The organism is Ignavibacteriota bacterium, from assembly GCA_013285405.1.
Taxonomy (GTDB): domain Bacteria; phylum Bacteroidota; class Ignavibacteria; order Ignavibacteriales; family Ignavibacteriaceae; genus IGN2.
On the sequence record CP053446.1, the window covers coordinates 1,845,743 to 1,867,765 of the forward strand.

Sequence of the window (22,023 nt, forward strand, 5' to 3'; positions counted from 1 at the left end):
GCTCACAAGTGTGAGAATTTTTAATACCAAGGCTAATTGTTTGTATTTCGGGTAACGGCGTTTCAGCACCGTTACTCTCTTACTTAACTGATAGAGTTTTGATCATTTACATCACCTCCTTACATATATTTATTTTAATTAATCAGTTCTTACCAATTACTATTTTTGCTTCACTCGTAGTACTTCCCACACAAAAAATTGTGTTATTAGCTATGAATATTCCCGAGTATCTTGTATTATCTGAAGAGATTTGTCCACGGAAATCTCGCCATTCCATACCATTATAAATGTAAACTCCATCAAATGCACCCGAAGCAACTGTAACGCCAGTTTGTTTATTGTATTTTATATCCCAGATGTAGTAGCCAAAACTTTGTATATGTGAAAATTTATTTCCTATCATTTCAAACACACCATCACCTCCAAAATATACCTGCTTCATTGTAGCAATGCTTACTGCATTTAATGACCATGGATCACTTATTGGCAGATCATTCCAGATTGTTCCATCGTACTTAATCGCAAGTAATGGCGGCACCATACCTGTTCCAACTCCAATTATAAAATCAGAGGCATACCCATCTAAATCTTTAACAAATACTTGATCAGCATTACTGTAAACAATCTGAGCTTTGTTCCCATTCCAGTGTATGACTTTTCCTCGTCCACTACCAAAATAAACATTATTGCTGTTCGTTCCCCAGACGGCATAATATGGTATATTATCTACTAAGATTTGGTCATTAAATAGTATTTCATCCCATATCTGTCCATTAAAATGGTAAATGGTTCCCCCAACTGTCCAAATATCGTTTGCTGAAAATCCGTGAATTGCTAGTCCACCACCGAACTGACTTGCAACGTTCCATTCAACACCATTCCAGTGTATCACTCCGAAAGAGGTATCATTAAAGTAAACACCACCAACTGCATAGACATTATTCTCATCAGTTCCCCAAACATCATAAAGAACACTTCCTGGATCACCTAGAGCAAACTCCTGCCAGGTGTAATTAAAGTTCGTTGCTGCAAGGGTTGTGATAGTTATTATGTTACCGCTGTCTTTTCTTTCTCCTGTAGAGTCTATTCGCACTGTATAATATGTGTAGTTAGTGTTAAGCTGTAAACCATTCCCGTTGTTATCATCAATGATGCTTGTGTCATTTGTCGTTATTGGATACTCGGAGACAAGTGTATCGGCATTATTAAATATTCGGTATAGTTTTACTGTAGAGTGTTTATTACTAGTAGTTGTTTTGGAATTAATAATTATGCTTCTGTGAGTAGCATATTCAAAAGTAAGTCTTAGAGTATCCTTAACATCAGATGGTGGTGGTGGCGGCGGTACCACAGGTGGTTCATCTTTACAGCCGGATATAACAATAAACAAAAAACTGATTTTTAATAAGACCGCACAAATGCTTTTCATTTTCAACTCCTAAAAAAACTAATAGTTATTTAGTCTTAATTTAAAGTTACGCCGGGAGGAATGCCAGTCTTTAAACAGCAATTATTATGCTGTAAACGTAGTTGCGTTTCCGCTAAAAAATCAAATCAAAAAAAAATGAGAGTAAAAAAGTTAATACACTGTAGAAATTTTTACGAAGGTGTAAGAAAATTAGTGACACAAAAAAGGGAACTCACATCTCCAAACAAAAAAGGCGACCTTCCGATCGCCTTAACTAAACTATAAATAGGATTTGATATGCTCAACATATTTGGCAGCACCGCCAGGTTGATAACCGGTTTGTGCAACGAATTCACCTTTATCGTTGAAAATTAAAATGGTTGGAAATCCCTGAACTCCATATTTCTGCGCAAGATTATTATTATAAGTTTTGGTTTCCTCTGTCTGCTCAATGTCTTTTGGAAAATCGAGCATTACTAATACTAAATTATCTTTTGCATAAGTTTCAAATTCTTTCTGCTGGAAAACTTCTGCACTTAATCTTTTACACCAGATACACCAGTCGCTGCCAGTGAAGTTAACAAGAACAGCTTTGTTTTCTTTCTTTGCCTGTTCAATTGCATTTTCAAGATTATTGGTCCAGTTAAGGTTTCCGGTTGAAGAGGATGACTGACCGTTATTGCAGGAAGTAAATAAAAATACTAATAAAACTAAAAGTGCTGATATTTGTTTCAAACCAGATCTCCTGTATTTGAGTTGAATAAAAATTTTTACTGTTATTTGATACAATAATAGTAATGAAGATTCAGAAAATCATTAAAACAATTAGTGCAATTATGATTCCTCAACATCAATTTCTTCAAGTTTTTTGGGTATCGGTGGGCGTTCATAAAGTTGTGTTAAACCAAAATAATGTTTAGAAAGATTTTCATCAATCTGATCCCAGGTAAACCTCCAGCTCCAGTTACCACCGGTTGTGCTTGGAAAATTCATCCTCGCTTCGGTTCCAAGTTTCAAAATATCCTGCATTGGAATAATTACAATGTTTGCGACAGAAGCATAAGCAACCCGAATAAGCTCGGATAGAATATCATCTCCAAAATAATTCAGATAAATCTGTGCATGCTCGTAGATATCATTCTTTCCTTTATTTGATTTTTCTTTTTCGAAATAAGCACGGGTTGTATCATTATCATGAGTTCCGGTATATACAACACAATTTGGAACGAAGTTATGAGGAAGAAATTTGGTTTCCATCTTTGTACCAAATGCGAACTGTAAAACCTTCATTCCGGGAAATCTAAATTTATCGCGAAGAGCTTCAACTGGTGGAGTAATAACTCCAAGATCTTCAGCAAGAATCGGAAGATCGCCAAGATATTTTTTTAATGTGCTGAATAATTTGTCCCCCGGAGCTTTTACCCATTTACCATTTATTGCTGTTTTTTCTCCACCGGGAATTTTCCAGAAGGCTTCGAATCCTCTGAAGTGATCAATACGCACAATATCAACAAGTTCAAAGAGACTTGAGAATCTCTCACGCCACCAGAGGAAATCATCTTTTTCTATTTCATCCCATTTATAAAGCGGATTTCCCCAGAGTTGTCCGGTTTTACTAAAATAATCCGGTGGAACACCAGCTACAAAAGTTAAATTACCTTCATCATCTACAGTGAATAAATTTTTATTTGACCAGAGATCGGAGCTATCATAAGCAATAAATATCGGCATGTCACCAATTATCTTTATTCCTTTTTCGTTTGCATATTTTCTTAGAGAATTCCACTGTCTGAAAAAAATAAACTGAACAAATTTATGATATTCAATTTCATCAGCTAATTTCTTCTTCCACTCAGCTAAAACTTTTTCATCTCTTTGCACGAGACCTTTTTCCCAACTGTTCCATGCCGCTCCGTTGTGATGATCTTTGCAAGCCATAAAAATTGCAAAATCTTCCAGCCATTTTTTTTGTGAGTTGCTAAATTTTTCAAATTCATTTTCGATGTTTCGTGAATTACTCTTAAAGTTCTGATAAGCCTTTTTCAATAAAGATTTTTTAAACTCGATCACTTTTCCGTAATCAATTTTCCTAAGATCAGACTGTGGTAGATTTTTCAGATCATCAATAGAAAGGAAACCATCATTCATTAATTTATCAGGACTGACAATCAGCGGGTTTCCTGCAAAAGCAGAAAAACATTGATATGGAGAATCACCATAACCAGTCGGTCCAAGTGGAAAAGTTTGCCAGAGTGTTTGTCCCGCTTCTTTTAAAAAATCAACAAACTTGTATGCTTCACTGCCAAGATCGCCAATTCCATATTTGCCGGGAAGTGATGTTGGATGAAGGAGAATGCCAGCACTGCGTTCAAATTGCATATATAATCCTTTGAATTTTTAAGCGTAAAAATAATTATTAGGATAAATAAAGAGAAAAAGCATGAGTTTAAAAAGAAGAATCTCTGCACCGTTTGTTAGTGCAGAGATAAAAAAATATTTTAAAGGATCGAGAATCCGAAATAGACGTTAAAGTTGATTACGTTGTTTTTTAAATCCCACGGATCGGATGAATCATCGAATGTAGTTAGTCCTAGAATATATCTTATATCGGCACCAAGTTCATTTTTACCAACATTAAAACCAAGACCGCCGCCGAATGCCAATGAAACCTCTGTTGATTTAGTATCATCTTTCAAATCATTTTCTTGAGATTGACTTTCATATTCCACTTTAGATTTTGCCGTCATATTAAAACCGATTGCTGGACCAGCAAAAATAGCGGGTTTAATATTTGAACCCTCTATCGGTATCAGAAATTTAAAGAGAAGTGGTACTTCTATATAATCAAGTGAAATAGTTAAGTCTGCTCCGCTTTCTGAATAGGTTGCACCTTTCATTGTATAATAAACCTCGGGCTGAATAGCGAACATATTACTGAATTGATACATAAAGAAAAATCCGCCTGCAAAACCAGTCTTTGAATCTAAACTTTGACCACCTAAGATCTGATCCGCATCATCACCACCTATACTTGCAATATTTAGCCCAGCCTTTGGACCTATCTGCATTTGAGGTAGGGAAATAGATGTGAATGCAACAAAGACGAGCAGCACGGTAAATAACTTTTTCATTTCATTCTCCTATTTTGTGAGTAAAAAATTAAAGTGCCAATAGAAACTTATGGGAAATAAGTTCTCAAAAGCAAATTTGATTGATGTTATGATATCATCATTAATTAATGAAATGTTGAATGAATAATCAGTGAAGCATCTAGTAAGATTAAAGCTAATACCAGAGTGGATATTAAAAAGCAGTGCCGAGGCACTGCTTGTAAACGAACTTAATTAAGAAATTAATTTAAACCGAATAAGAGTCCAACCATAACGCTTACATAATTCGAAGCACTACCTTCTGAAGAAATGCTGTTGAATTTTGCATTAACATCGAGGTCCATATTGTTTCCAACCCGATATAAGAACCCAGCACCAGCACCAAAACCAAAGTAACTATCTGATTCTGAACCAGAATAGGTTACACCCATAAGTTCATACTCATAATCAAAGTTACTGAAATGCATACCTAATTCTGCACCAATGTAAGGATGAAATTGTCCTTGTCCGAACAAATATCTCGCACCTACCATTACAGGAATACTGCTGAATGTAGATCCATCAAGTGCATCTTTACCGCTCCAGGTTAAATAACCAGCTGAGCCTGTAACATCAACATTTGGATTAACATGGTATGCGAATAAAGCATTACCACCAAAACCCATGTCATAACCATCACCGAAATCACCCATTGGAAGAGCTATTCCAGCGTTTACGCCAAGAGCAATTTTTCCCTGCGCATTAGTATATCCTGCAACTAAAAGTAATACAAAAAGAACTGCAAGAATTTTTTTCATTTTTAGATCCTTCTTTATTTATAAATAATTGAATTAAAAAAGTCTGACAAATCTATATTGACCTGTATCAAATAAGCAAATATTCTCCAGAATATTTTGTTCAACAGTTAAATACATCACAATAATTAATTATATCCCGGTAATTATTTCCTTTTTTAGAAATGAACATTTAAAAGTACACTGAAAGTACTTATGCCAAAGGAAGTACTGCTCGGACCTGTTTCAGTTTCACCTTCGGATGTTACTTCCGGCTCACCAAGACTTCTGAATCCAAGTGAATATTTTCCACCAAGTGATAATCCTTCAGTAAAGAACCAATCAAAACCAAACTGAGCAGCGATTCCCCAACCGCTTCCGGAATAATCAGTAATTTCAGTTGCGCCTCCATCCGGGGTAAATTCTTCAGTAGCAGAAAGTGAACTTAAATTAATATTTGCACCTATGTAAGGAGATACACCATACAGAGACATCAAGTGGTAATTTGCATCAATACCAACTCCAACAATTGTTGATGATGATTCCGATTTTCCTGTTTCTGTTTCCAGGCTGCTTGAATTCGTTCCGAAACTTACACCCAATGCAATTGCAATTTGATGTGTAACGAAATACCGAAAACCAGCTCCCATCAGGTCCATAGAAGTAAATCCTTGATCAGGAACGCTCACGGTACCAACATAAACTGGTTCAAGATTGCTTTGAAATGGTGTATATTGAAATATAAACGACTTGGCTCCAGCTCTTACTTCTGGTTTTGGACCATCGTAATTAGAATTAACCTGTGCAAACATGGTTGTAATTCCAAATACAATAATTAATATGATCGAACAGCTCACACGCTTCATATGTTTTCTCCTAATTATTTTGTTAAGCGAACAATAGTATTAAATATATTTTTAGAAACTCAAACGACTAATTAAAAATGTATCCACCAAGCAACACGTCATTTTCAATTATTAAGCCAAATTCATTTCCAAAAAAGCGTTCATTTAGCTAGCTTTAAGCCTTCTTGAGAGGAAGGAATGAAATCTTTAAGAAATCTTTACAAGCGGGTTTTTCACTGATCAACAAAATAAAGAATGCCAGCACTTTTCATATAGAGTATTACTTGGTTAGCTACTTTCCAATTCCACCGAATAAATAATTTTTCTTTCCCGTTTTTGATTAAATAAGGAGAGCTTGTTCAGTTTTATGGATAGATGAATATTTTTATTGGGTAACAATCACGTAAGTTTTTCGTGCAGGTATTTTACTATCTCCTCAACCGAGCTGCAAGGTTTAACAACATCAACTCTTCTGCCTTCAAATTTCATCTGCAAGTTCATTGTTTCAACTATCGACTTCCAGATTGAAGAGTGACACGCAACCGGTTTCGACTTCATCATATCTTTATTAATGTACTCCCAAACTGCGGCAAGCTCAAGTAAAGTTCCGGTTCCTCCCTGCAATACTGCAAATCCGTCACCAAGCTCAATTAGTTTATTTATTCTTTCGAAAAGAGTATCGCAGACAATTTCTTTTGTTACATATTTATTTGTCTTTGCACCCCACAAATTAACTGTAACTCCATAAGCTTCACCTCCACCCTCAACAGCACCTTTTGAAGCAGCTTCCATAATACCATTAAATCCGCCGGTACAAATATCAAAATTCATTGAGGCAAGATTTTTACCTAATGTGTATGCTGTCAGGTATTGTTCATCGTTGAGTGTTGGTTTAGCACTGCCGAAGATGGTTATTATTTTTTTCATCGAACGATTTATTTTTTACGTGTGAAATATAATCAAATAAAAAATCCGTAACTTTTTAGAAGATTACGGATTCAATTTCTGTTATGTGCTAATATTACTTTGCGTTTGATCCTCTGAGTGTTGCGGTAATTTCTATATTGTCTGCAACTTTCTGACCAACTATCATATTCTCAACATCAAAATCTGAAAGTAAAATGTTGAATTTTGCCTGAACCCCTAATAAATCGCCCGGGGCAAATTGTGCTGTTTGTTCGCTCGCATCAAGATATGTTATAGATGCATCGGCTACTACTTCTTTTGTTACGCCGTGAACAGTAAAATCACCCGTTACTTTTGCGTTTAACTTATTATCGGCTTCTACTTTTATATCGTCAACTTTTTTAATTGTAAAAGATATCTCCGGATAATTTTCAGCATCCAGCCAATTTTCACTTCTGAGATGTTCATCTCTTAAATCAATTGCTGTCTTTAAAGAAGTTACTGGAATGCTGATTGACCCTTTCATGTTTTTTATGTCACTGACATTTAAAGTTACTTTTCCTTTGACCCCGTTAGAAATCCCGGTAATATCTTCAAGCGGTGTTGTGCTGAAAAATTTCACCTGGTTTCTTTTATCTTCAAAATTAAAAGTCTGCTCGCCGGTTGCTTTCACTTTGAATCCTTGAGAAAAGGCACAAGAAAATCCAACCAGCATTAATAAGCATGTTTTAAGTATTGTCTTCATTTTTTCTCCATTATTTTTTTGTTTTGAATATGAAAAATAAAATCGTCGAAGCAAGTAACACAACTCCGGAAAAAATTGCTGCGTGCGGTAAAAGACCGAGTATAAATTTTTCCTGAAAAATCTTTTGAGGTTCTAATCCTAAAGCCTTATCTAATTCTGATAGTTCCTGTTCAACCCAAACTCCATCTTTTGACAATACTTCACCTCCGCTCATCAGCCACCAAATCAACACTGCTGCAATCAGTATTGAAGCTATCAGGATTACATATTTTTGTTTGCTGTTCATTCTGAATCCTTGTGAGTTTAATTTTTAAATTGTCTAATTTTTCAGAATCATTTTATAAGAATTATTTCACGGAATTTATAAATGTTTGATTGTATTTTACCACAGATAATGTTAAAGTTCAAGTATATAAATCATCGATATCTTTGAAGAATTGATGACACAAAAATGCTTCGACATAATAGTAATCGGTGGAGGGATAATCGGGACAACAACAGCATCTCTGAGTATTGGAAATAAAATTGCAAAACTTGTTATAAGGAAATTCGAAAAAAAAGTTCAGATGCATTATGAATATTTTATCAGCTATTGAATCAGCACTCGCTAAAGAAAACTTAGAGGTTATAAAAAGAATAACCGGGAAAGTTTTTTCAGAGCTTGAAGACGATAATAAAATAATTATTTATCCTCTTAACGGAACAGACCAATCTGTTAGAAGAGATTTTCTTTTGAAAGAACTAAAACAAATTCTTGAAACAAAGACAATTGAGAGAACAAAATATTACCTAAACAGATTACGCAAAAGTCTGTCGGTTCAAAAGGAAGGCAAGATTAACGAAATAAATCTGAACCGATGGAAAGAATACGAAGATATTATTACAGACAGTTTGTGGATTTTTGATAAACGCGATAGTTCCGGTGCACACAAAGCTGATTACTGGGGAAATTTCATCCCGCAGATTCCAAATCAGTTTTTAAAAAGATTTACTAAAAAAGGAGATTGGGTTCTCGATCCTTTTATCGGAAGCGGAACTACTCTGATCGAGTGCAAACGTCTTGGAAGAAACGGAATCGGAATCGAGCTGAATAAAAAAGTTGCGAAAGCAGCAAAAGGGAGACTCGCTGCAGAAAAAAATATTTTCGAAATACGAACCGAATTATTCACTGGTGACAGCAGCACTATTATTCTTCAACCTTTATTAAGAAAATTAAAAGTGAAATCATTTCAGTTTTTAATTCTTCATCCTCCGTATTGGGATATTATAAAATTCAGCAGCAACCGGAGCGATCTTTCCAACGCAAAATCAACAGAAGAATTTTTAAAGATGTTCGGTAAAGTAGTTGGCAACACTTATCCTTTTCTTGATAAGGGAAGATACTGCGCTGTTGTTATTGGCGATAAATATTCTTCGGGTGAATGGATACCGCTTGGTTTTTATGTAATGCGAGAAATGATGAATAAAGGATTTAAATTGAAATCGACTATAATAAAAAACTTTGATCAGACAACTGCAAAAAGAAATCAAAAAGAACTCTGGCGATACAGAGCCCTTGCCGGTGGATTTTATATCTTCAAGCACGAATACATTTTTTTATTTCAAAAGTGATGTAACAAAAAGATGAAAAAAAATATTGTATTTCTTTCAATACTATCGGCAATAATTATTTTTAGTTGTTCGTCTGGTAAAGAGGAAGTTGATATCCGGCTGCACGATATCTGGGCACTTGAATCAATCGGCGGTGAAAAAATTATTCCTGGTGACACTATAAAAAATTTTCCCATTCTTGAAATTTATGCTGCAGAAAAAAGAGTTCACGGAAATACTGGCTGTAATACTTTGAATGGCTCAGTTAACATTGATGGAGATAATATTGCTTTCGAAAAAATTACAACAACAGAAATTGCTTGCCCCGGAAATCTTGAGCAAAAATTTCTTGCAGCACTTTCAAAAGTTAATAAATATAAAATTGAAAAGATGAGACTTTATCTTTATAAAGATGAAAAAGAATTATTAGTGTTCCAGAAAATTGATTGAAGTGATAGAATGCAGATTGATCTCATTCAAACCGAAAGAGAACTAAAAAAAAGATTGGCTTATCCATACAAATGGGGAAGAAAGCAAAATGATGTATTCGATAAGCTCACAAATTTCATTTATAGAATTCCTTCGTTTGATGAAGTCCTGAAAGAAACAGAAAAAAGATTCAGCAAGGATAATGAACATAAGAACATTGCTAATTATGCTTTAAACCGATGGTATAATTTCTGGTCGGCACAAGCAGTTGAAAAAATATTTTGTTCACTTCCAAACGTTAAACCTGCGTTGGACGAAAAAGACAGGTTGGTTGATTTTTCGATTGATGGAGTCACATTCGATCACAAGACATCTATCTTCCCTAAAAATTTTCCTTATCCGATTAACGAAGCGATAAATAAAACTGACGAACTGATTCGATGGCTCTATAAAAATCAATCACAGCAGCAAAGAAAACATTTAAAGAACAGATTATTTATAGTTCTTTATTCTTCCGATGAGGAACACTGGAAGTTAAAAGCTGAAATCTCCTGGCTGAAAGAAAGAATAGAAAAGTATATGGTTGGTTTCAATCCACATTTTCTTTTAAAATTTTCACTCGAAAAAGATCAATACACACTGGCAGATGTAATCTGGGCAATACGATAAATTTGTCACCAATTAAACATTTGACAATCTTAATTAGTTGATTGCTGCTAACACTTGATTTGTGTCAACTGATTTATTATGTTCATTCGGGTTATTAATAATAAATATTATTTAACAATTAAAAGCATGGAGGCTGAATGAAAACTTGGGTAAAACTTTTTTCAATATTAATCTGTGTTGTCCAGATTAATTTATTCTCACAAATACCAAACTCAGGGTTTGAAAACTGGGTTGGTGGAGACCCTTCTATTCCAGAAGGTTGGATTACAAACAATGCACCGCCCGCTTATACGCCTGTTATCAGAACTACAGATGCCTATATGGGTTCATATGCGGTTCAAATATGGAACGTTTATTTCGGAACTTTTGTTATTTCCCCATTTATGTATACTGATAAATTCCCGGTAACTCAAGCCCATGGAAGCCTATCTGGCTATTACGAGTTTTATCCATTTACCGGTAATGAGAGTATATATGTTACAACCTGGTTTACTCAAGCTGGGGTAATCGTCGGCGGTGGTGGGATCGACATTGGAACTGGAGCTTCTACTTACACGATGTTTAACTTTGATATTGCATACACCCCTGGTGCCAATCCTGATTCAGCTTATATCTATATTGGAATGGTTGATACAACTGGTGTTCCTCAGGTTGGTGCTTATGCTTATATAGATGAACTCGCTTTCGGACCTCCATCTGATGTGCAGGAGATTTCATCAAGTGTTCCTGATAATTTTAATCTGAGTCAAAATTATCCAAATCCATTTAACCCTTCAACAAAAATTGAATACAGTATAACTGAAGCATCATTTGTTCAGTTAAAAGTTTACGATATTCTTGGAAATGAAGTTGCTGAACTTGTGAATGAAGAGCAAACTGCGGGAACTTATCGGGCAGATTTTTCAGGAGAGAATCTTTCAAGCGGTTTGTATATCGCAAAATTGCAAGCGGATAATTTTACAAAAACTATCAAGATGAGTTTATTGAAATAATTTATTCTTGATTTAAAATATTTGTAGCACAGATTATTGGCAATGCCATTCCCTCAGAATAATCTGTGTTACTTAATAAAAAAATATCCATCTACAATACTAACAATTGTGAAAATTTCTGTTGATTTGTAAAATGTTTTTCGATTTGTCAGGTTCATTCGGATTATTAATAACAAATATTTTTAAACAATTATGATTAGGAGGTTTAATGAAAACAGTTATTACAGTTATAGTTTTGTTCGCATTCTTAATTTATCCACAACTAATCGCTCAACCTTTGAACAATAGCTTCGAGGAGTGGGCTAATGGTGACCCAGTCAGTTGGTTGACAACAGATATTCCTGGTTATGCGGACTGTGTTACTCAATCATCGGATGCACAAAGTGGTTCTTCATCTGCGAGACTTGAAGTAATAAATCTTTCTGGCAATCCATATGCCCCCGTTTTAACCTCTACAGATATGAACGGTGTGGGTCATCCGGTTTCTCAAAGATATGCAACCTTTACTACGTATTATAAATTTTCTCCTGTTGGCACTGATCAACTATTTATTTCTGTGGGAATGTCAATCGAAGATAATACTGTAGTTGGTGTTGGAGCAATGATAATTCAAGCAGCTATGAGTAGCTGGACACAGCTTAATATCCCAATTTTTTATAATCTTCCAGATGTACCAACTGAAACTCATATAACTTTTGGCATATCAAATCCAGCTGGCAACCCAACAATTGGATCAATTGGATATGTAGATAATTTATCTTTCAGTGGAATTGCAGCTGTTGAACAAATCAGCGGACATCCTCAGGATTTCAATTTAAATCAAAATTATCCAAATCCATTCAATCCATCCACTAAAATTGAGTATAGTATTCCTGATGCATCTTTTGTTCAGTTAAAAGTTTATGATATTCTTGGGAATGAAGTTGCATCACTTGTTAACGAAGAACAATCAGCGGGAACTTACAGAACGGATTTTTCAGGAGAGAATCTTTCAAGCGGATTTTATATAGCACAATTACAAGCGGGTAATTTTACCAGAACGATTAAGATGTCTCTTTTAAAATAATTAGTTAAAGGAGGCAGTCTCATAAGTCTGAATTCGTCAACCTGAACCTGCCTGACGGCAGACAGGCTTGTTTCTCCAAAGGAGTCCTTCAGACAGGTTCTAATTTTTAACTGAAATTTGGATATTAGATACAGAAATAAATTCGGAATGAAAGTTCTGAGACAGCCTCCTTTCCCTTACTCCTTTTCACAATTCAGTCTTTCTTTAATTTTACTTCTCAATTATATATTGTAGCACAGATTAATAATCTGTGCTACTGAAGAACTTGACTCAGATTTTTTTCAGGTTCGTAATTAGTGATGGCAGGTCTTGCTTGATAGTGTTCCAAAGCATATCAAGATCCACATCAAAATATCCATGAACCAGATGATTACGCATTCCGGTTATTTCATCCCACGGAATATTCGAATATTCAGCCTTTACTTCAATTGAGATTTTCGAAGCAGCTTCACCGATTATTTCAATTTCCTTAATTACAGACAACACTAACATTCGCTCTTTATCAAGGTCTTTTCTTTGCTTGCCCTCAGCAAAAGAGATTGCTTCTTCGGCAGCATCAATCATGTGCTTGATCCGAATGAAATCACTTTGCTGCATAATGAACTATTGCCTCTTTGACAACCTGAGCACGGAAATATCTGCTAAGTTCATCTGCGGTTCTGAGATCAGTTTTAATTCCCAGGAGTGCTGTCAACTCGTTTTCCATCCGTGCTAAGTCAAGATAACCAGGTATTGAGTTGGCTTCAAATTCAACCAGCAGATCAAGATCACTTTCCTCGTTGAAAGTATTCTTAGAATATGATCCGAATAAAGAGAGTTTTCTAATCCTGTTTGATTCACAGAATGTTTTCAATTCATTTTTATGTTTGTTAAGTATGTCCATAACTATTTCATTTTATTTAATTACAAGGTTTACATTCAAAACAAGAAAAATTCTACACTACATAAATATAATAATTTATCAGAAAGTTGATTTAATTTTATAATTTGTAGTCGATTATTGATTTTTTAGGGTATACTTGACGATTAAAATTTTGTATATCAATCTGATAACAACAATCCAGTGTATGTATGCACCGTAGTTTGTCGAAGATCCCTCTGGACAAGTCACTCAGAAGGTGTGAGAGTGAAAGTTCAATAGTTTGAATAATTACAAAAGATGACATCTTTTCCGAAAGATGTCATCTTTAAGTTAAACGAGATGAAAAAAGTAGATTATTATATTCCATTATATAAAAACAAGCTCTATCATTTTTACAATCGGGGTAATGGTAAAGAGAGCATATTCTTTAAAGAGGAAAACTATTCCTATTTTCTTAGGCAATACGATAAATATTTATCTGATTGTATCGATACATTTGCATACTGTTTACTACCAAACCATTTCCATATTCTCGGAAGTGTAAAAACTGATGTCCCGAATATAGTTAGTGAAAGCTTCAGGAAGTTTTTTATTTCATAATCTATGTCGATTAACATTCAGGAAAAGAGGAAAGGAAATTTATTTCAAAGAGGATTTAAGAGAAAAATTATTGAGGATGAGAAATACTTTTATTCGGCTGTTTACTATATCCACGCGAATCCGGTTCATCACGGTATAACCAAAGACTTGACCCAGTTCAAATTTAGTTCATACAATGTTTTGTGTGGAAATAATAAAACAAGTCTTAATAGAGATGAATTATTAGAATGGTTTGGTGGGCAAGATAAATTCATTAAGTATCATATTGAAATGAAAAGAAATATCTTTAATGATAATTATATGATTGAAGATTAATGAGAGAAAGTGTGTAAAAGATGACATCTTTTACCGATTTGGAAAGCCTACTGAAAGATGTCATCTTTGCTTACAATCCAATGTATGTACGCACCTGAGTTTGTCGAAGATCCCTCTGGACAAGTCATTCCGAAGGTGTTCGAGTTAAGATTCAGTAATGTAAATTTAATTCTCATTCAACCCTATTCATCGAAAGGTGGAGAGGGTTTTTTATTTGACATATAACAGAAAATTTAAATATGAATTTGATATCATGATTTGAACTAATTAAGTTTAGCACATAATTTTTACTAACATAGTATTTTTATGAAAAATTTTCTACAAATTTTGTTTTTCTTTTCACTGTTTTCAATAGCAGTATTTTCTCAAAATACGATTACCCGAGGAATAGTACCAAAGAAACCTGCCGCCGAGGGACTGTGGGAAATTCACAAACCAAGCGCAGTTGATTTAAAAGAATTTAGTGATAAAAATACAAGGATAACCATCAATAAAACACTGCTTGGCAATGGTAATTTACTATTAGAATGGATTGAACAAATTTGGTCTGTTTCTGCTTGGGTAAATATTGGTAGGAAAGCATATACATATGACGGAAACAAAAACCTAACAGAAACTCTTCTTCAAGGATGGGATGGTTCTGTTTGGGTTACTAATTCTAAATGGTTATACTCTTATGATGTAAACAATAATCGGATAGAAGAACTCAAACTAAATTTGAATGATACTGTCTGGGTGAATTCTGAAAAATATTCATATACATATGATGATAATAATAACCAGACTGAATGTCTTCTTCAATTATGGGACGGTTATAGTTGGCAGAATTTTATTAAGTGGTCATACACATTTGATTTAAACAATAACCCAATAGAAGATCTCTATCAAGTTTGGGATGGTTATGTTTTCGTGAATCAAAGTAAGTATTCATATTCATATGCTGGAAATAATAATTTAATCGAAAAACTCTGGCAGGAATGGGATGATTCTGTTTGGTTGAATTATCATAAGTATTTATATACTTATAATGGAAATAATAACTTGACTGAGTGGCTCTATCAAAACTGGGACGATTCAAGTTGGGTGAATAATAATCTGATTTTTTATAGTTATGCCGAGAATAATTTGCTGGCTCAAGAGATTGGTCAAGAGTGGTATTTTTCGACCTGGATGAATGATTATAAAAATTCATATACATATGATGTTGACAATAACTTAACAGAAAAACTTTGGCAAGGATGGGGTGGAACTACTTGGGTGAATTCTTATAAGAATTTATATACATATGACGGAAACAATAACCAAACTGAATTACTAAACCAACTCTGGAACGTCTCTAACTGGGTGAATGATAGTAAGTATTCATTTTCGTATGATGAGAACAATAATCAGATTGGAGAGATATACCAAGTTTGGAATGGTTTTTTTTGGGAAAATATACATAAATATTTATCTGCATATACACTTACTGAAGTTGAAAAATTTGATGGTGAAGTTGGTAACTATAGTTTATTTAATAATTATCCAAATCCTTTTAATTCAACAACTACGATTAAGTATCAAATACCAGAAATAAATTTCGTTACGCTCAAAGTTTATGATGTTTTGGGAAATGAAATCACAACGCTTGTTAATGAAGAAAAACCAATTGGAAGTTATAAGGTTGAGTTTGATGCAACATTTTTACCAAGTGGAATTTATTTTTATAGAATCCAGACAAGTTCCTTTGTTGAAACAAAAAAAATGTTGTTGTTGAAATAATCATTTTCTCTCAAAGTCGGATAGTCCTAAATATGTCTCTTTTCCCTGATACCAACGTGGATTAAATATTTAAAGCGAACAGGTATTAAAAAGTTTACAAGTCATTATGAATGTGTGACAGTGTTACATAAGCAGTTCTGTCCGGTCCGATTTTACCAAGTAATGTTAGTAGTTGTACCACAGATTATTGGCAAAGCCATTCCTTCGGAATAATCTGTGCTACACATTACAATACAATATGTATATACACCAGAATTTTCCAATCATTCTGAAGGTGTTCGAGTTAAGGTTCAATAATTTATTTTATTCATTTCTCGTCTGCAAATCTGTTTCTCAATTCAACCGGATTTCTTGATTTGCTCTTCATCTTCAGATTCAACATTTCAACAAAAACAGAAAATGCCATTGCAAAATAGATGTAACCTTTTGGAATATGCTGTTCAAATCCTTCTGCAATAAGTGAAACACCGATCAAGAGCAAAAAGGCAAGCGCAAGCATTTTAACTGTAGGATGTTTGTCAACAAAATCACTTATACTTTTTGAGGATATCATCATCACTCCGACAGCAATAATAACGGCGAGAATCATTATCATTAGGTTATTTGCCATACCGACTGCTGTAATGACTGAGTCGAGTGAAAAAACAATATCAAGCAAAATAATTTGAGTGATAACATTTGTAAATGATTTAGCAACTTTTGCACTTCTGTGTCCTTCTTCACCTTCCAGCTTATCGTGAATTTCAAAAGTGCTTTTTGCAATCAGAAATAATCCGCCGCCAATAAGTATTAAATCTCTTCCACTTATTTCCTGACTTAAAACTGTAAATAAAGGAAGCGTTAGTTTCATTATCCACACAATTGAAAAGAGCAGAAGAATTCTCGTGATCATTGCGAGCGCAAGACCTATGAGCCTGGCTTTATTCTGCTGTTCTTTAGGAAGCTTTCCGGAAAGAATTGAAATAAAAATTATGTTGTCAATGCCGAGAACAATTTCAAGCACTGTTAATGTTAATAATGCAATTAGCGATTCAGGTTGTGTAATCCATTCCAAAGTATTATTCCGATTTTGTTAAAAAATGTTTTGAAAATTAATAATTATTAGATCAAAATTTCGCAGTACAGAAAGATGACATCTTTCTAAAAGATGTCATCTTTAAACAATCAAATTAAATCAGCAAAATTACCTTCGATAATTCTTACCAGGTCTTCAGGTTTAATCATTATCTGCATTCCTCTTACTCCGCACTGATAGAAATTTCTTCAAATAGTTGAGCTGTTTCATCAATAAAAGTCGGATAATGTTTCTTCATTCCGATTGGCGAACAACCTCCTTTTATGTAACCGGTTAATGGAAGCAGTTCCTTTTCTTTTATCATTTCAATTTTTTTATCACCGCAGGCAACAGCAGCTTTTTTCAAATTCAACTCTTCAGTGACCTGAATACAGAAAACATTAATCCCGGTTTTTTCTCCTCTTGTTACAAGTGTTTTGAAAACTCTTTCCGGCTCAATTCCAATTTTATTTGCAACAGTAATTCCGCTCAAATCACTTTCATCAATGTCATAAGATAAAATAGAATGGAGAATGTTTTGAGTTTCGAGCAATCGAATTGCATTGGTCTTTTGAGTTTTTCCCAAAGGGATTCCTTCGAACAATTTTCTTACAGATCTTTTTTTATTTCTTCGTACGAGAGCTCTAATGATTCTGCCGACAAAAGAAATTTTGTATAATCTTTTTGCGGGTTATCAAATACTTCCTTTGTAATTCCGCTTTCAACTATCTCGCCATCTTTAAGAATGATCACTTTGTTTGCAAGATTTCTGAGAATACGTAAATCGTGACTGATGCTTATCATCGTTAGGTTTAATTCTCCATTCAATTTTCTGAAAAGTTTAATAAGAATTAATTGCGATTCGACATCCTGTGCAGAAAATGGTTCATCGAGAATAAGCAAACCCGGTTTTACTGCAAGCAATCTTGCAAGCGCAGCTCTTTGCTGTTCACCACCACTTAATTCCATTCCTCTTCTATCGTATAATTCTTTTGGGAATCCAACAGAGTTTAACACTTTCTCTCGCTGAATCTCAATACTATTTCTATCAACTCCGGAAATTTCCAATGCTTCATCAATTATCTTCTGAATTTTTCTGAATGGATTTAAGATCTCCCCATGGTTTTGAAATAAAATTTGAACCGGACTGCTTTTTCTTTTTCCTTTTTGTGAATCAGAACTTAAAATTATTTTTCCGCTATCCGGTTTTATCAATCCTGCAATAACTTTAGCCAGTGTTGATTTTCCTCCGCCTGATTCCCCGCAGATACCGATAATTTCTCCAGCTTCAACTTCAAAAGAAACATTCTTTAAGATATGGAAACGTTTCTTCGTTTCTTCTTTTGCGATAACTGAGTATGAAATGTTTTCAACCTTAAGCAGAGACATTGCTGATCTCATTAAATGATCTAACAAAATTTTTAATATTGTCATCAGCTGAAGTCATAAATTCATCCGGAGAATAAAATTGTGAAAGTGTTCCATCGGATAAGTAGGCTATTTTATCCGATGATTTAATTGCAAAGTTTATATCCTGGGTTACAATCAAAACTGACTTATTATTATCCCGGACATAATTTTTAACCTTTAATAAAATTAAATTCATTACAGCATAATCAACTCCTGAAGTTGGCTCATCGAGAATTAATAAATCAGGATTTGCAAGAAGAGCAAGCACAATTAAAAGTCTTTGCGCCATTCCACCACTTAATTCGTACGAATACAGTTCTGAAAGATTTTTGTAAGCGGGCAACTGAAAATAAATCAGCAATTCTTCAATCTTGAGTGGGCTTATGTTCGATAAGTCAAAGTAGTATTTAATTTTTTTAAGCGGATCGAGACTATTCGCTGCATCCTGAAAAACATATCTGATATTATACTGTCTGATATTTCTTATATTCTCTGCAGATGTGTTTAACAAGTTGGTTGAATTAAAAATGACTTTGCCTGTGATTTCAAAATCAACTTTTGGGAGAAGATCTGTAAGTGCCTTGATGAGAGTTGATTTTCCCGAACCATTTTTCCCAAGTATTGTGTAGATTTTTCCTGAAACAATTTCAAATTTTATATCTGAAAGTAACTTTCGTTTCATTTCATCATTGATAATTGATACAGAATTAATGTTTACACTAAGCATTTGTCGAAATGTTGTTTTTCTTTTAGTCAACAAAATAATAAATTGACATGAGAAATTACTATTTGTAATGCAAATCTCCTGAATGAACAATAAAAAAATAAAACTACTCCAATCAGCATTCCTGCTTTTAGTATTAATTTCCTGCAATTCAAATCCGTCATCTGAAAATAATCGGATCGTTATCGGAATTCCTGCCGATGTTCAGACATTCAATACACTATTTGCCTTCAGCTATGAGGAAAGCGCGATTACTGATTTACTTTATCCCGGCTTGCTTGACTTTCGCTGGAATGATGACAAAGGTGAGTTGGAAGCATATCCAATGATTGCGAAAAGCTGGCAGTGGTCCGCTGATTCTTCTTCACTAAAATTTATTTTGAGAGATGACATAAAGTGGAGTGATGGTAAAAACCTGACAACCGATGACGTTGTTTTTTCGTATGATTTGTTTTCCGATCCGGAAGTCAAGAGCCGTTTGACAGGAACTTTCAATTATATGTTTGTTGATTCGATGGGTCAAATCGATATTCAAAAAACATTTGTGATTATTTCACAGAATGAATTTGATATAAATTTTCCGGAAAAATCTTTTATCGACCTTAACAAGGTTTCAATTCCGGTAATTCCAAAACATATTTTTGTTGGGTTAAATCGAAACGAAATTTCAACCAGCACAATTAATTTCAGTCCCGTCTCGTGTGGTCCATTTAAATTAAAAAAATGGAAAAAAAATCAATCAATAATTCTTGAGGCAGATAGTAATTCTTTTCTGTTTAATACTGCTCAGACATCAGAAATAATTTTTAAAATTATTCCTGATTACACTTCAAGAATTTTACAACTTAAGAAAGGCGATATTGATTTAGTTGAGTTAATAAAAGTGGAAGATATAGAAGATTTCAAATCACTGAGTAATTTATCAATCTTTAATAACGTCGGCAGAGAATATGATTATATAGGCTGGAACAATATTGATCCTGAGGAATTTTCAAGTGGGAAAGTCAAACCAAATAAATTATTCGGCAATAAAAATGTTCGCAGAGCATTAACAATAGCAATCAACCGAAAAGAAATCCTGAGCGAATACTTGTTAAACAAAGGAACGCTTGCATCAACACCCGTATCACCAATCTTCAAATCATTTTTCGATGAGAATTTAAAACCTTATGAATATAATCCGGATGAAGCAAAAACAATTTTAGCAGAAGAAGGCTGGAAAGATGAAGATAAAAATGGGATACTTGAAAACGGGAAAACTGAATTCAGATTTACATTGTATTATCCTGTTGGAAACCCTTTGAGGGAATTTGCATCAGTTGTTGTGAAGAATAATCTGAAAGCAATTGGAATTGAGGTTACATTGGAAAAGATGGAGATGGGAACATTTATTGATTATCTTTATGAAAGAAAATTAGATTCGTGGATGGCAGGCTGGGGAATTCCGATTCCACTTGAACTTAAACCTTATTGGTATTCCGATCCGAATATCGGTGTGTTAAATTTTGCTTGCTATGGAAGTTCCGAAACAGATAGTGTTCTTAATCAATTAGATTCGAAAATTATCAATGAGTACAAAATAATATTGATAAAAAAATTTCAGACAATCATTCATCAGGATGAACCGGTTTCTTTTCTTTATTGGACACCTAATATTATCGTTTATAACCATCGGATAAAAAATATAAACATAACTCCGTATGGAGTTCTTGCTCATTGCTGGGAGTGGATTTTGAATGAATAATATTTTTAAATCCGGCAATATGAAAATATTATTTCTCAGAATTCTCTCGTCATTGTTGACACTTTTCCTGCTGGTGAGCTTATTATTTTTCCTGATCAGATTGTCACCGGGAGATCCGTCGGACAAGTATATTTCTGCTAAACTTGGCAACGTGCTTTCAAAGAAAGTTGAGCAGGAATTTTCACTTAACCAGCCAATTACACAACAATATATTTCATTTGTATCAAATATTTTCAGAGGAGAATTGGGAATCTCCTATAATTACCATCAGCCTGTATTTAAAGTAATCTGGGAATATTTTTCTTTTACAATAATTTTTGCATTACTCAGCTTTTCTATTCAAATCAGTTTAAGTATCTGGCTTGCAATCAAAGTTTCCAGAAGGAAAAACAGAATTGCAGAAAAATTAACTGAGAATCTCGCTTTGTTTGTATATTCAATTCCAGCATTCGTTCTTGGTGTGGGGCTTATTTTAATTTTCTCAGTTGAAATTGATTTGCTGCCAATTTCCAGTGTGCAGTCCATCGATTATGATGAAATGAATTTCTTATCTCAATTGCTAGACTTGTTAAGTCATTTGATTTTACCATTAATTACTTTGTCGGTTCCGGGGATAGCTATGTTCTATAAATATATTAAAGAAAGTATGGACGAAGTTGTGCATAAAACTTTTATTACTAATTTGAAATCTTCAGGAGTAAATGATAAAATTATTTTCAGAAAGCATGTACTCCCTAATGCATTGAAGCCATTGATTTCAGTTGCGGGAGTTGAGCTGGGAATTCTTCTTGGCGGAACATTAATTACCGAAGTTATATTCAGTCTCCCCGGAATGGGCAGATTGGCGATTGATTCAATATTATCAAGAGATTATCCGTTAGTGATTGGATGTGTTTTTACAGCAGGTGCAGTTGTAATAATTGCAAATTTTTTGGCTGATATAGTAAAATTGAAAGTTGATAAAAGATTAATCAGAGGAATTCTGAATTGAAGTCTGGAATTAAAATAATTCATTGGATA

25 protein-coding genes and 1 pseudogene are annotated in these 22,023 nt (G+C 34.0%); 11 read left to right on the plus strand and 15 right to left on the minus strand.

From position 1 onward, the window contains the following. Nucleotides 1–142 precede the first annotated feature (142 nt). The 9 genes from HND39_07935 to HND39_07975 all read right to left on the minus strand — a co-directional run bounded on the left by HND39_07935 (nucleotide 143) and on the right by HND39_07975 (nucleotide 8,073). Entirely contained in the window at nucleotides 143–1,429 is a 1,287-nt protein-coding gene (locus HND39_07935) for a hypothetical protein (protein ID QKJ96218.1), read from the minus strand. A 258-nt stretch (nucleotides 1,430–1,687) separates the two neighbouring features. After that, nucleotides 1,688–2,134, minus strand: a complete 447-nt coding sequence (locus HND39_07940) for a thioredoxin family protein (GenBank protein ID QKJ97931.1) — start codon at nucleotides 2,132–2,134, stop codon at nucleotides 1,688–1,690. 108 nt (nucleotides 2,135–2,242) lie between these two features. Further along, a complete protein-coding gene (malQ, locus tag HND39_07945) occupies nucleotides 2,243–3,787 on the minus strand; it encodes a 4-alpha-glucanotransferase (GenBank protein QKJ96219.1) in 1,545 nt (514 codons plus the stop codon). A 119-nt stretch (nucleotides 3,788–3,906) separates the two neighbouring features. Further along, a complete protein-coding gene (locus HND39_07950; protein ID QKJ96220.1) occupies nucleotides 3,907–4,539 on the minus strand; it encodes a PorT family protein in 633 nt (210 codons plus the stop codon). Nucleotides 4,540–4,760: 221 nt separating this feature from the next. Beyond that, on the minus strand, nucleotides 4,761–5,315 hold the full coding sequence (locus HND39_07955) for an outer membrane beta-barrel protein (protein ID QKJ96221.1): 555 nt from the start codon (nucleotides 5,313–5,315) through the stop codon (nucleotides 4,761–4,763). A gap of 155 nt (nucleotides 5,316–5,470) precedes the next feature. Further along, the gene (locus tag HND39_07960; GenBank protein ID QKJ96222.1) at nucleotides 5,471–6,157 is read right to left on the minus strand and encodes an outer membrane beta-barrel protein; all 687 of its coding nucleotides are present in this window, start codon (nucleotides 6,155–6,157) and stop codon (nucleotides 5,471–5,473) included. A gap of 378 nt (nucleotides 6,158–6,535) precedes the next feature. Further along, a complete protein-coding gene (locus HND39_07965) occupies nucleotides 6,536–7,063 on the minus strand; it encodes an LOG family protein (GenBank protein ID QKJ96223.1) in 528 nt (175 codons plus the stop codon). Nucleotides 7,064–7,157: 94 nt separating this feature from the next. Beyond that, nucleotides 7,158–7,787 (minus strand): YceI family protein, encoded by a 630-nt coding sequence (locus HND39_07970; protein QKJ96224.1) that lies wholly within the window; start codon nucleotides 7,785–7,787, stop codon nucleotides 7,158–7,160. A 10-nt stretch (nucleotides 7,788–7,797) separates the two neighbouring features. Then, entirely contained in the window at nucleotides 7,798–8,073 is a 276-nt protein-coding gene (locus tag HND39_07975; protein ID QKJ96225.1) for a hypothetical protein, read from the minus strand. Nucleotides 8,074–8,227: 154 nt separating this feature from the next. Between HND39_07975 and HND39_07980 the strand changes: the two genes are divergently transcribed. The 6 genes from HND39_07980 (at nucleotide 8,228) to HND39_08005 (ending at nucleotide 12,533) form a co-directional block, all read left to right on the plus strand. Beyond that, nucleotides 8,228–8,383, plus strand: coding sequence for a hypothetical protein (locus HND39_07980; protein ID QKJ96226.1), 156 nt, complete (start codon nucleotides 8,228–8,230; stop codon nucleotides 8,381–8,383). Then, nucleotides 8,361–9,398 carry a DNA methyltransferase gene (locus HND39_07985; GenBank protein QKJ96227.1) on the plus strand — a complete coding sequence of 346 codons (1,038 nt, stop codon included), beginning with the start codon at nucleotides 8,361–8,363 and terminating at the stop codon, nucleotides 9,396–9,398. The genes HND39_07980 and HND39_07985 overlap by 23 nt, the downstream gene beginning before the upstream one ends. A 12-nt stretch (nucleotides 9,399–9,410) precedes the next feature. Then, complete coding sequence (locus tag HND39_07990) at nucleotides 9,411–9,827, plus strand: META domain-containing protein (protein QKJ96228.1); 417 nt, start codon at nucleotides 9,411–9,413, stop codon at nucleotides 9,825–9,827. 9 nt (nucleotides 9,828–9,836) lie between these two features. After that, on the plus strand, nucleotides 9,837–10,475 hold the full coding sequence (locus tag HND39_07995; GenBank protein QKJ96229.1) for a hypothetical protein: 639 nt from the start codon (nucleotides 9,837–9,839) through the stop codon (nucleotides 10,473–10,475). A 137-nt stretch (nucleotides 10,476–10,612) separates the two neighbouring features. Then, a complete protein-coding gene (locus tag HND39_08000) occupies nucleotides 10,613–11,467 on the plus strand; it encodes a T9SS type A sorting domain-containing protein (GenBank protein QKJ96230.1) in 855 nt (284 codons plus the stop codon). Between the two features lie 460 nt (nucleotides 11,468–11,927). Next, entirely contained in the window at nucleotides 11,928–12,533 is a 606-nt protein-coding gene (locus HND39_08005; GenBank protein ID QKJ97932.1) for a T9SS type A sorting domain-containing protein, read from the plus strand. A 270-nt stretch (nucleotides 12,534–12,803) separates the two neighbouring features. Here the strand turns inward: HND39_08005 and HND39_08010 are convergent, their stop codons facing one another. Together HND39_08010 and HND39_08015 are read right to left on the minus strand one after the other, a co-directional pair. Next, nucleotides 12,804–13,130, minus strand: coding sequence for a DUF86 domain-containing protein (locus tag HND39_08010; protein QKJ96231.1), 327 nt, complete (start codon nucleotides 13,128–13,130; stop codon nucleotides 12,804–12,806). After that, entirely contained in the window at nucleotides 13,117–13,416 is a 300-nt protein-coding gene (locus HND39_08015) for a nucleotidyltransferase family protein (protein ID QKJ96232.1), read from the minus strand. The genes HND39_08010 and HND39_08015 overlap by 14 nt, the downstream gene beginning before the upstream one ends. A gap of 276 nt (nucleotides 13,417–13,692) precedes the next feature. On the opposite strand from HND39_08015, the gene HND39_08020 reads away from it, so the two are divergent. From HND39_08020 to HND39_08030, 3 genes are all read left to right on the plus strand, one after another. After that, nucleotides 13,693–13,995 carry a hypothetical protein gene (locus tag HND39_08020; protein QKJ96233.1) on the plus strand — a complete coding sequence of 101 codons (303 nt, stop codon included), beginning with the start codon at nucleotides 13,693–13,695 and terminating at the stop codon, nucleotides 13,993–13,995. Between the two features lie 3 nt (nucleotides 13,996–13,998). Further along, complete coding sequence (locus tag HND39_08025; protein ID QKJ96234.1) at nucleotides 13,999–14,310, plus strand: hypothetical protein; 312 nt, start codon at nucleotides 13,999–14,001, stop codon at nucleotides 14,308–14,310. 1,170 nt (nucleotides 14,311–15,480) lie between these two features. Then, nucleotides 15,481–16,071: a T9SS type A sorting domain-containing protein gene (locus HND39_08030; GenBank protein ID QKJ97933.1), complete on the plus strand. Its 591-nt coding sequence runs from the start codon at nucleotides 15,481–15,483 to the stop codon at nucleotides 16,069–16,071. A 307-nt stretch (nucleotides 16,072–16,378) separates the two neighbouring features. Here the strand turns inward: HND39_08030 and HND39_08035 are convergent, their stop codons facing one another. From HND39_08035 to HND39_08050, 4 genes and pseudogenes are all read right to left on the minus strand, one after another. After that, nucleotides 16,379–17,125 carry a TerC family protein gene (locus tag HND39_08035; protein ID QKJ96235.1) on the minus strand — a complete coding sequence of 249 codons (747 nt, stop codon included), beginning with the start codon at nucleotides 17,123–17,125 and terminating at the stop codon, nucleotides 16,379–16,381. A gap of 110 nt (nucleotides 17,126–17,235) precedes the next feature. Then, nucleotides 17,236–17,711 (minus strand): annotated as a pseudogene (ybaK, locus tag HND39_08040) (Cys-tRNA(Pro) deacylase). Between the two features lie 23 nt (nucleotides 17,712–17,734). Further along, nucleotides 17,735–18,514, minus strand: coding sequence for an ATP-binding cassette domain-containing protein (locus HND39_08045; GenBank protein ID QKJ96236.1), 780 nt, complete (start codon nucleotides 18,512–18,514; stop codon nucleotides 17,735–17,737). After that, the gene (locus HND39_08050) at nucleotides 18,501–19,262 is read right to left on the minus strand and encodes an ABC transporter ATP-binding protein (protein QKJ96237.1); all 762 of its coding nucleotides are present in this window, start codon (nucleotides 19,260–19,262) and stop codon (nucleotides 18,501–18,503) included. Before HND39_08050 ends, HND39_08045 begins: the two co-directional genes overlap by 14 nt. Nucleotides 19,263–19,344: 82 nt before the next feature. On the opposite strand from HND39_08050, the gene HND39_08055 reads away from it, so the two are divergent. Together HND39_08055 and HND39_08060 are read left to right on the plus strand one after the other, a co-directional pair. Continuing rightward, nucleotides 19,345–21,003 carry a hypothetical protein gene (locus HND39_08055; protein QKJ96238.1) on the plus strand — a complete coding sequence of 553 codons (1,659 nt, stop codon included), beginning with the start codon at nucleotides 19,345–19,347 and terminating at the stop codon, nucleotides 21,001–21,003. Continuing rightward, complete coding sequence (locus HND39_08060; GenBank protein ID QKJ96239.1) at nucleotides 20,996–21,994, plus strand: ABC transporter permease; 999 nt, start codon at nucleotides 20,996–20,998, stop codon at nucleotides 21,992–21,994. Before HND39_08055 ends, HND39_08060 begins: the two co-directional genes overlap by 8 nt. Nucleotides 21,995–22,023 lie beyond the last annotated feature (29 nt).

Bases quoted from the DNA above. Each gene is read 5' to 3' on its own strand.
- malQ (QKJ96219.1), bottom strand. From the start codon at position 3,787: ATGCAATTTGAACGCAGTGCTGGCATTCTCCTTCATCCAACATCACTT.
- HND39_07960 (QKJ96222.1), bottom strand. From the start codon at position 6,157: ATGAAGCGTGTGAGCTGTTCGATCATATTAATTATTGTATTTGGAATT.
- HND39_08055 (QKJ96238.1), top strand. From the start codon at position 19,345: ATGAACAATAAAAAAATAAAACTACTCCAATCAGCATTCCTGCTTTTA.
- HND39_08030 (QKJ97933.1), top strand. From the start codon at position 15,481: ATGAATGATTATAAAAATTCATATACATATGATGTTGACAATAACTTA.
- HND39_07975 (QKJ96225.1), bottom strand. From the start codon at position 8,073: ATGAACAGCAAACAAAAATATGTAATCCTGATAGCTTCAATACTGATT.
- HND39_08010 (QKJ96231.1), bottom strand. From the start codon at position 13,130: ATGCAGCAAAGTGATTTCATTCGGATCAAGCACATGATTGATGCTGCC.
- HND39_08005 (QKJ97932.1), top strand. From the start codon at position 11,928: ATGAACGGTGTGGGTCATCCGGTTTCTCAAAGATATGCAACCTTTACT.
- HND39_07950 (QKJ96220.1), bottom strand. From the start codon at position 4,539: ATGAAAAAGTTATTTACCGTGCTGCTCGTCTTTGTTGCATTCACATCT.
- HND39_07935 (QKJ96218.1), bottom strand. From the start codon at position 1,429: ATGAAAAGCATTTGTGCGGTCTTATTAAAAATCAGTTTTTTGTTTATT.
- HND39_08025 (QKJ96234.1), top strand. From the start codon at position 13,999: ATGTCGATTAACATTCAGGAAAAGAGGAAAGGAAATTTATTTCAAAGA.
- HND39_08020 (QKJ96233.1), top strand. From the start codon at position 13,693: ATGACATCTTTTCCGAAAGATGTCATCTTTAAGTTAAACGAGATGAAA.
- HND39_07965 (QKJ96223.1), bottom strand. From the start codon at position 7,063: ATGAAAAAAATAATAACCATCTTCGGCAGTGCTAAACCAACACTCAAC.
- HND39_08050 (QKJ96237.1), bottom strand. From the start codon at position 19,262: ATGCTTAGTGTAAACATTAATTCTGTATCAATTATCAATGATGAAATG.
- HND39_08000 (QKJ96230.1), top strand. From the start codon at position 10,613: ATGAAAACTTGGGTAAAACTTTTTTCAATATTAATCTGTGTTGTCCAG.
- HND39_07980 (QKJ96226.1), top strand. From the start codon at position 8,228: ATGACACAAAAATGCTTCGACATAATAGTAATCGGTGGAGGGATAATC.
- HND39_07985 (QKJ96227.1), top strand. From the start codon at position 8,361: ATGAATATTTTATCAGCTATTGAATCAGCACTCGCTAAAGAAAACTTA.
- HND39_08045 (QKJ96236.1), bottom strand. From the start codon at position 18,514: ATGTCTCTGCTTAAGGTTGAAAACATTTCATACTCAGTTATCGCAAAA.
- HND39_08015 (QKJ96232.1), bottom strand. From the start codon at position 13,416: ATGGACATACTTAACAAACATAAAAATGAATTGAAAACATTCTGTGAA.
- HND39_07970 (QKJ96224.1), bottom strand. From the start codon at position 7,787: ATGAAGACAATACTTAAAACATGCTTATTAATGCTGGTTGGATTTTCT.
- HND39_07990 (QKJ96228.1), top strand. From the start codon at position 9,411: ATGAAAAAAAATATTGTATTTCTTTCAATACTATCGGCAATAATTATT.
- HND39_07955 (QKJ96221.1), bottom strand. From the start codon at position 5,315: ATGAAAAAAATTCTTGCAGTTCTTTTTGTATTACTTTTAGTTGCAGGA.
- HND39_07995 (QKJ96229.1), top strand. From the start codon at position 9,837: ATGCAGATTGATCTCATTCAAACCGAAAGAGAACTAAAAAAAAGATTG.
- HND39_08060 (QKJ96239.1), top strand. From the start codon at position 20,996: ATGAATAATATTTTTAAATCCGGCAATATGAAAATATTATTTCTCAGA.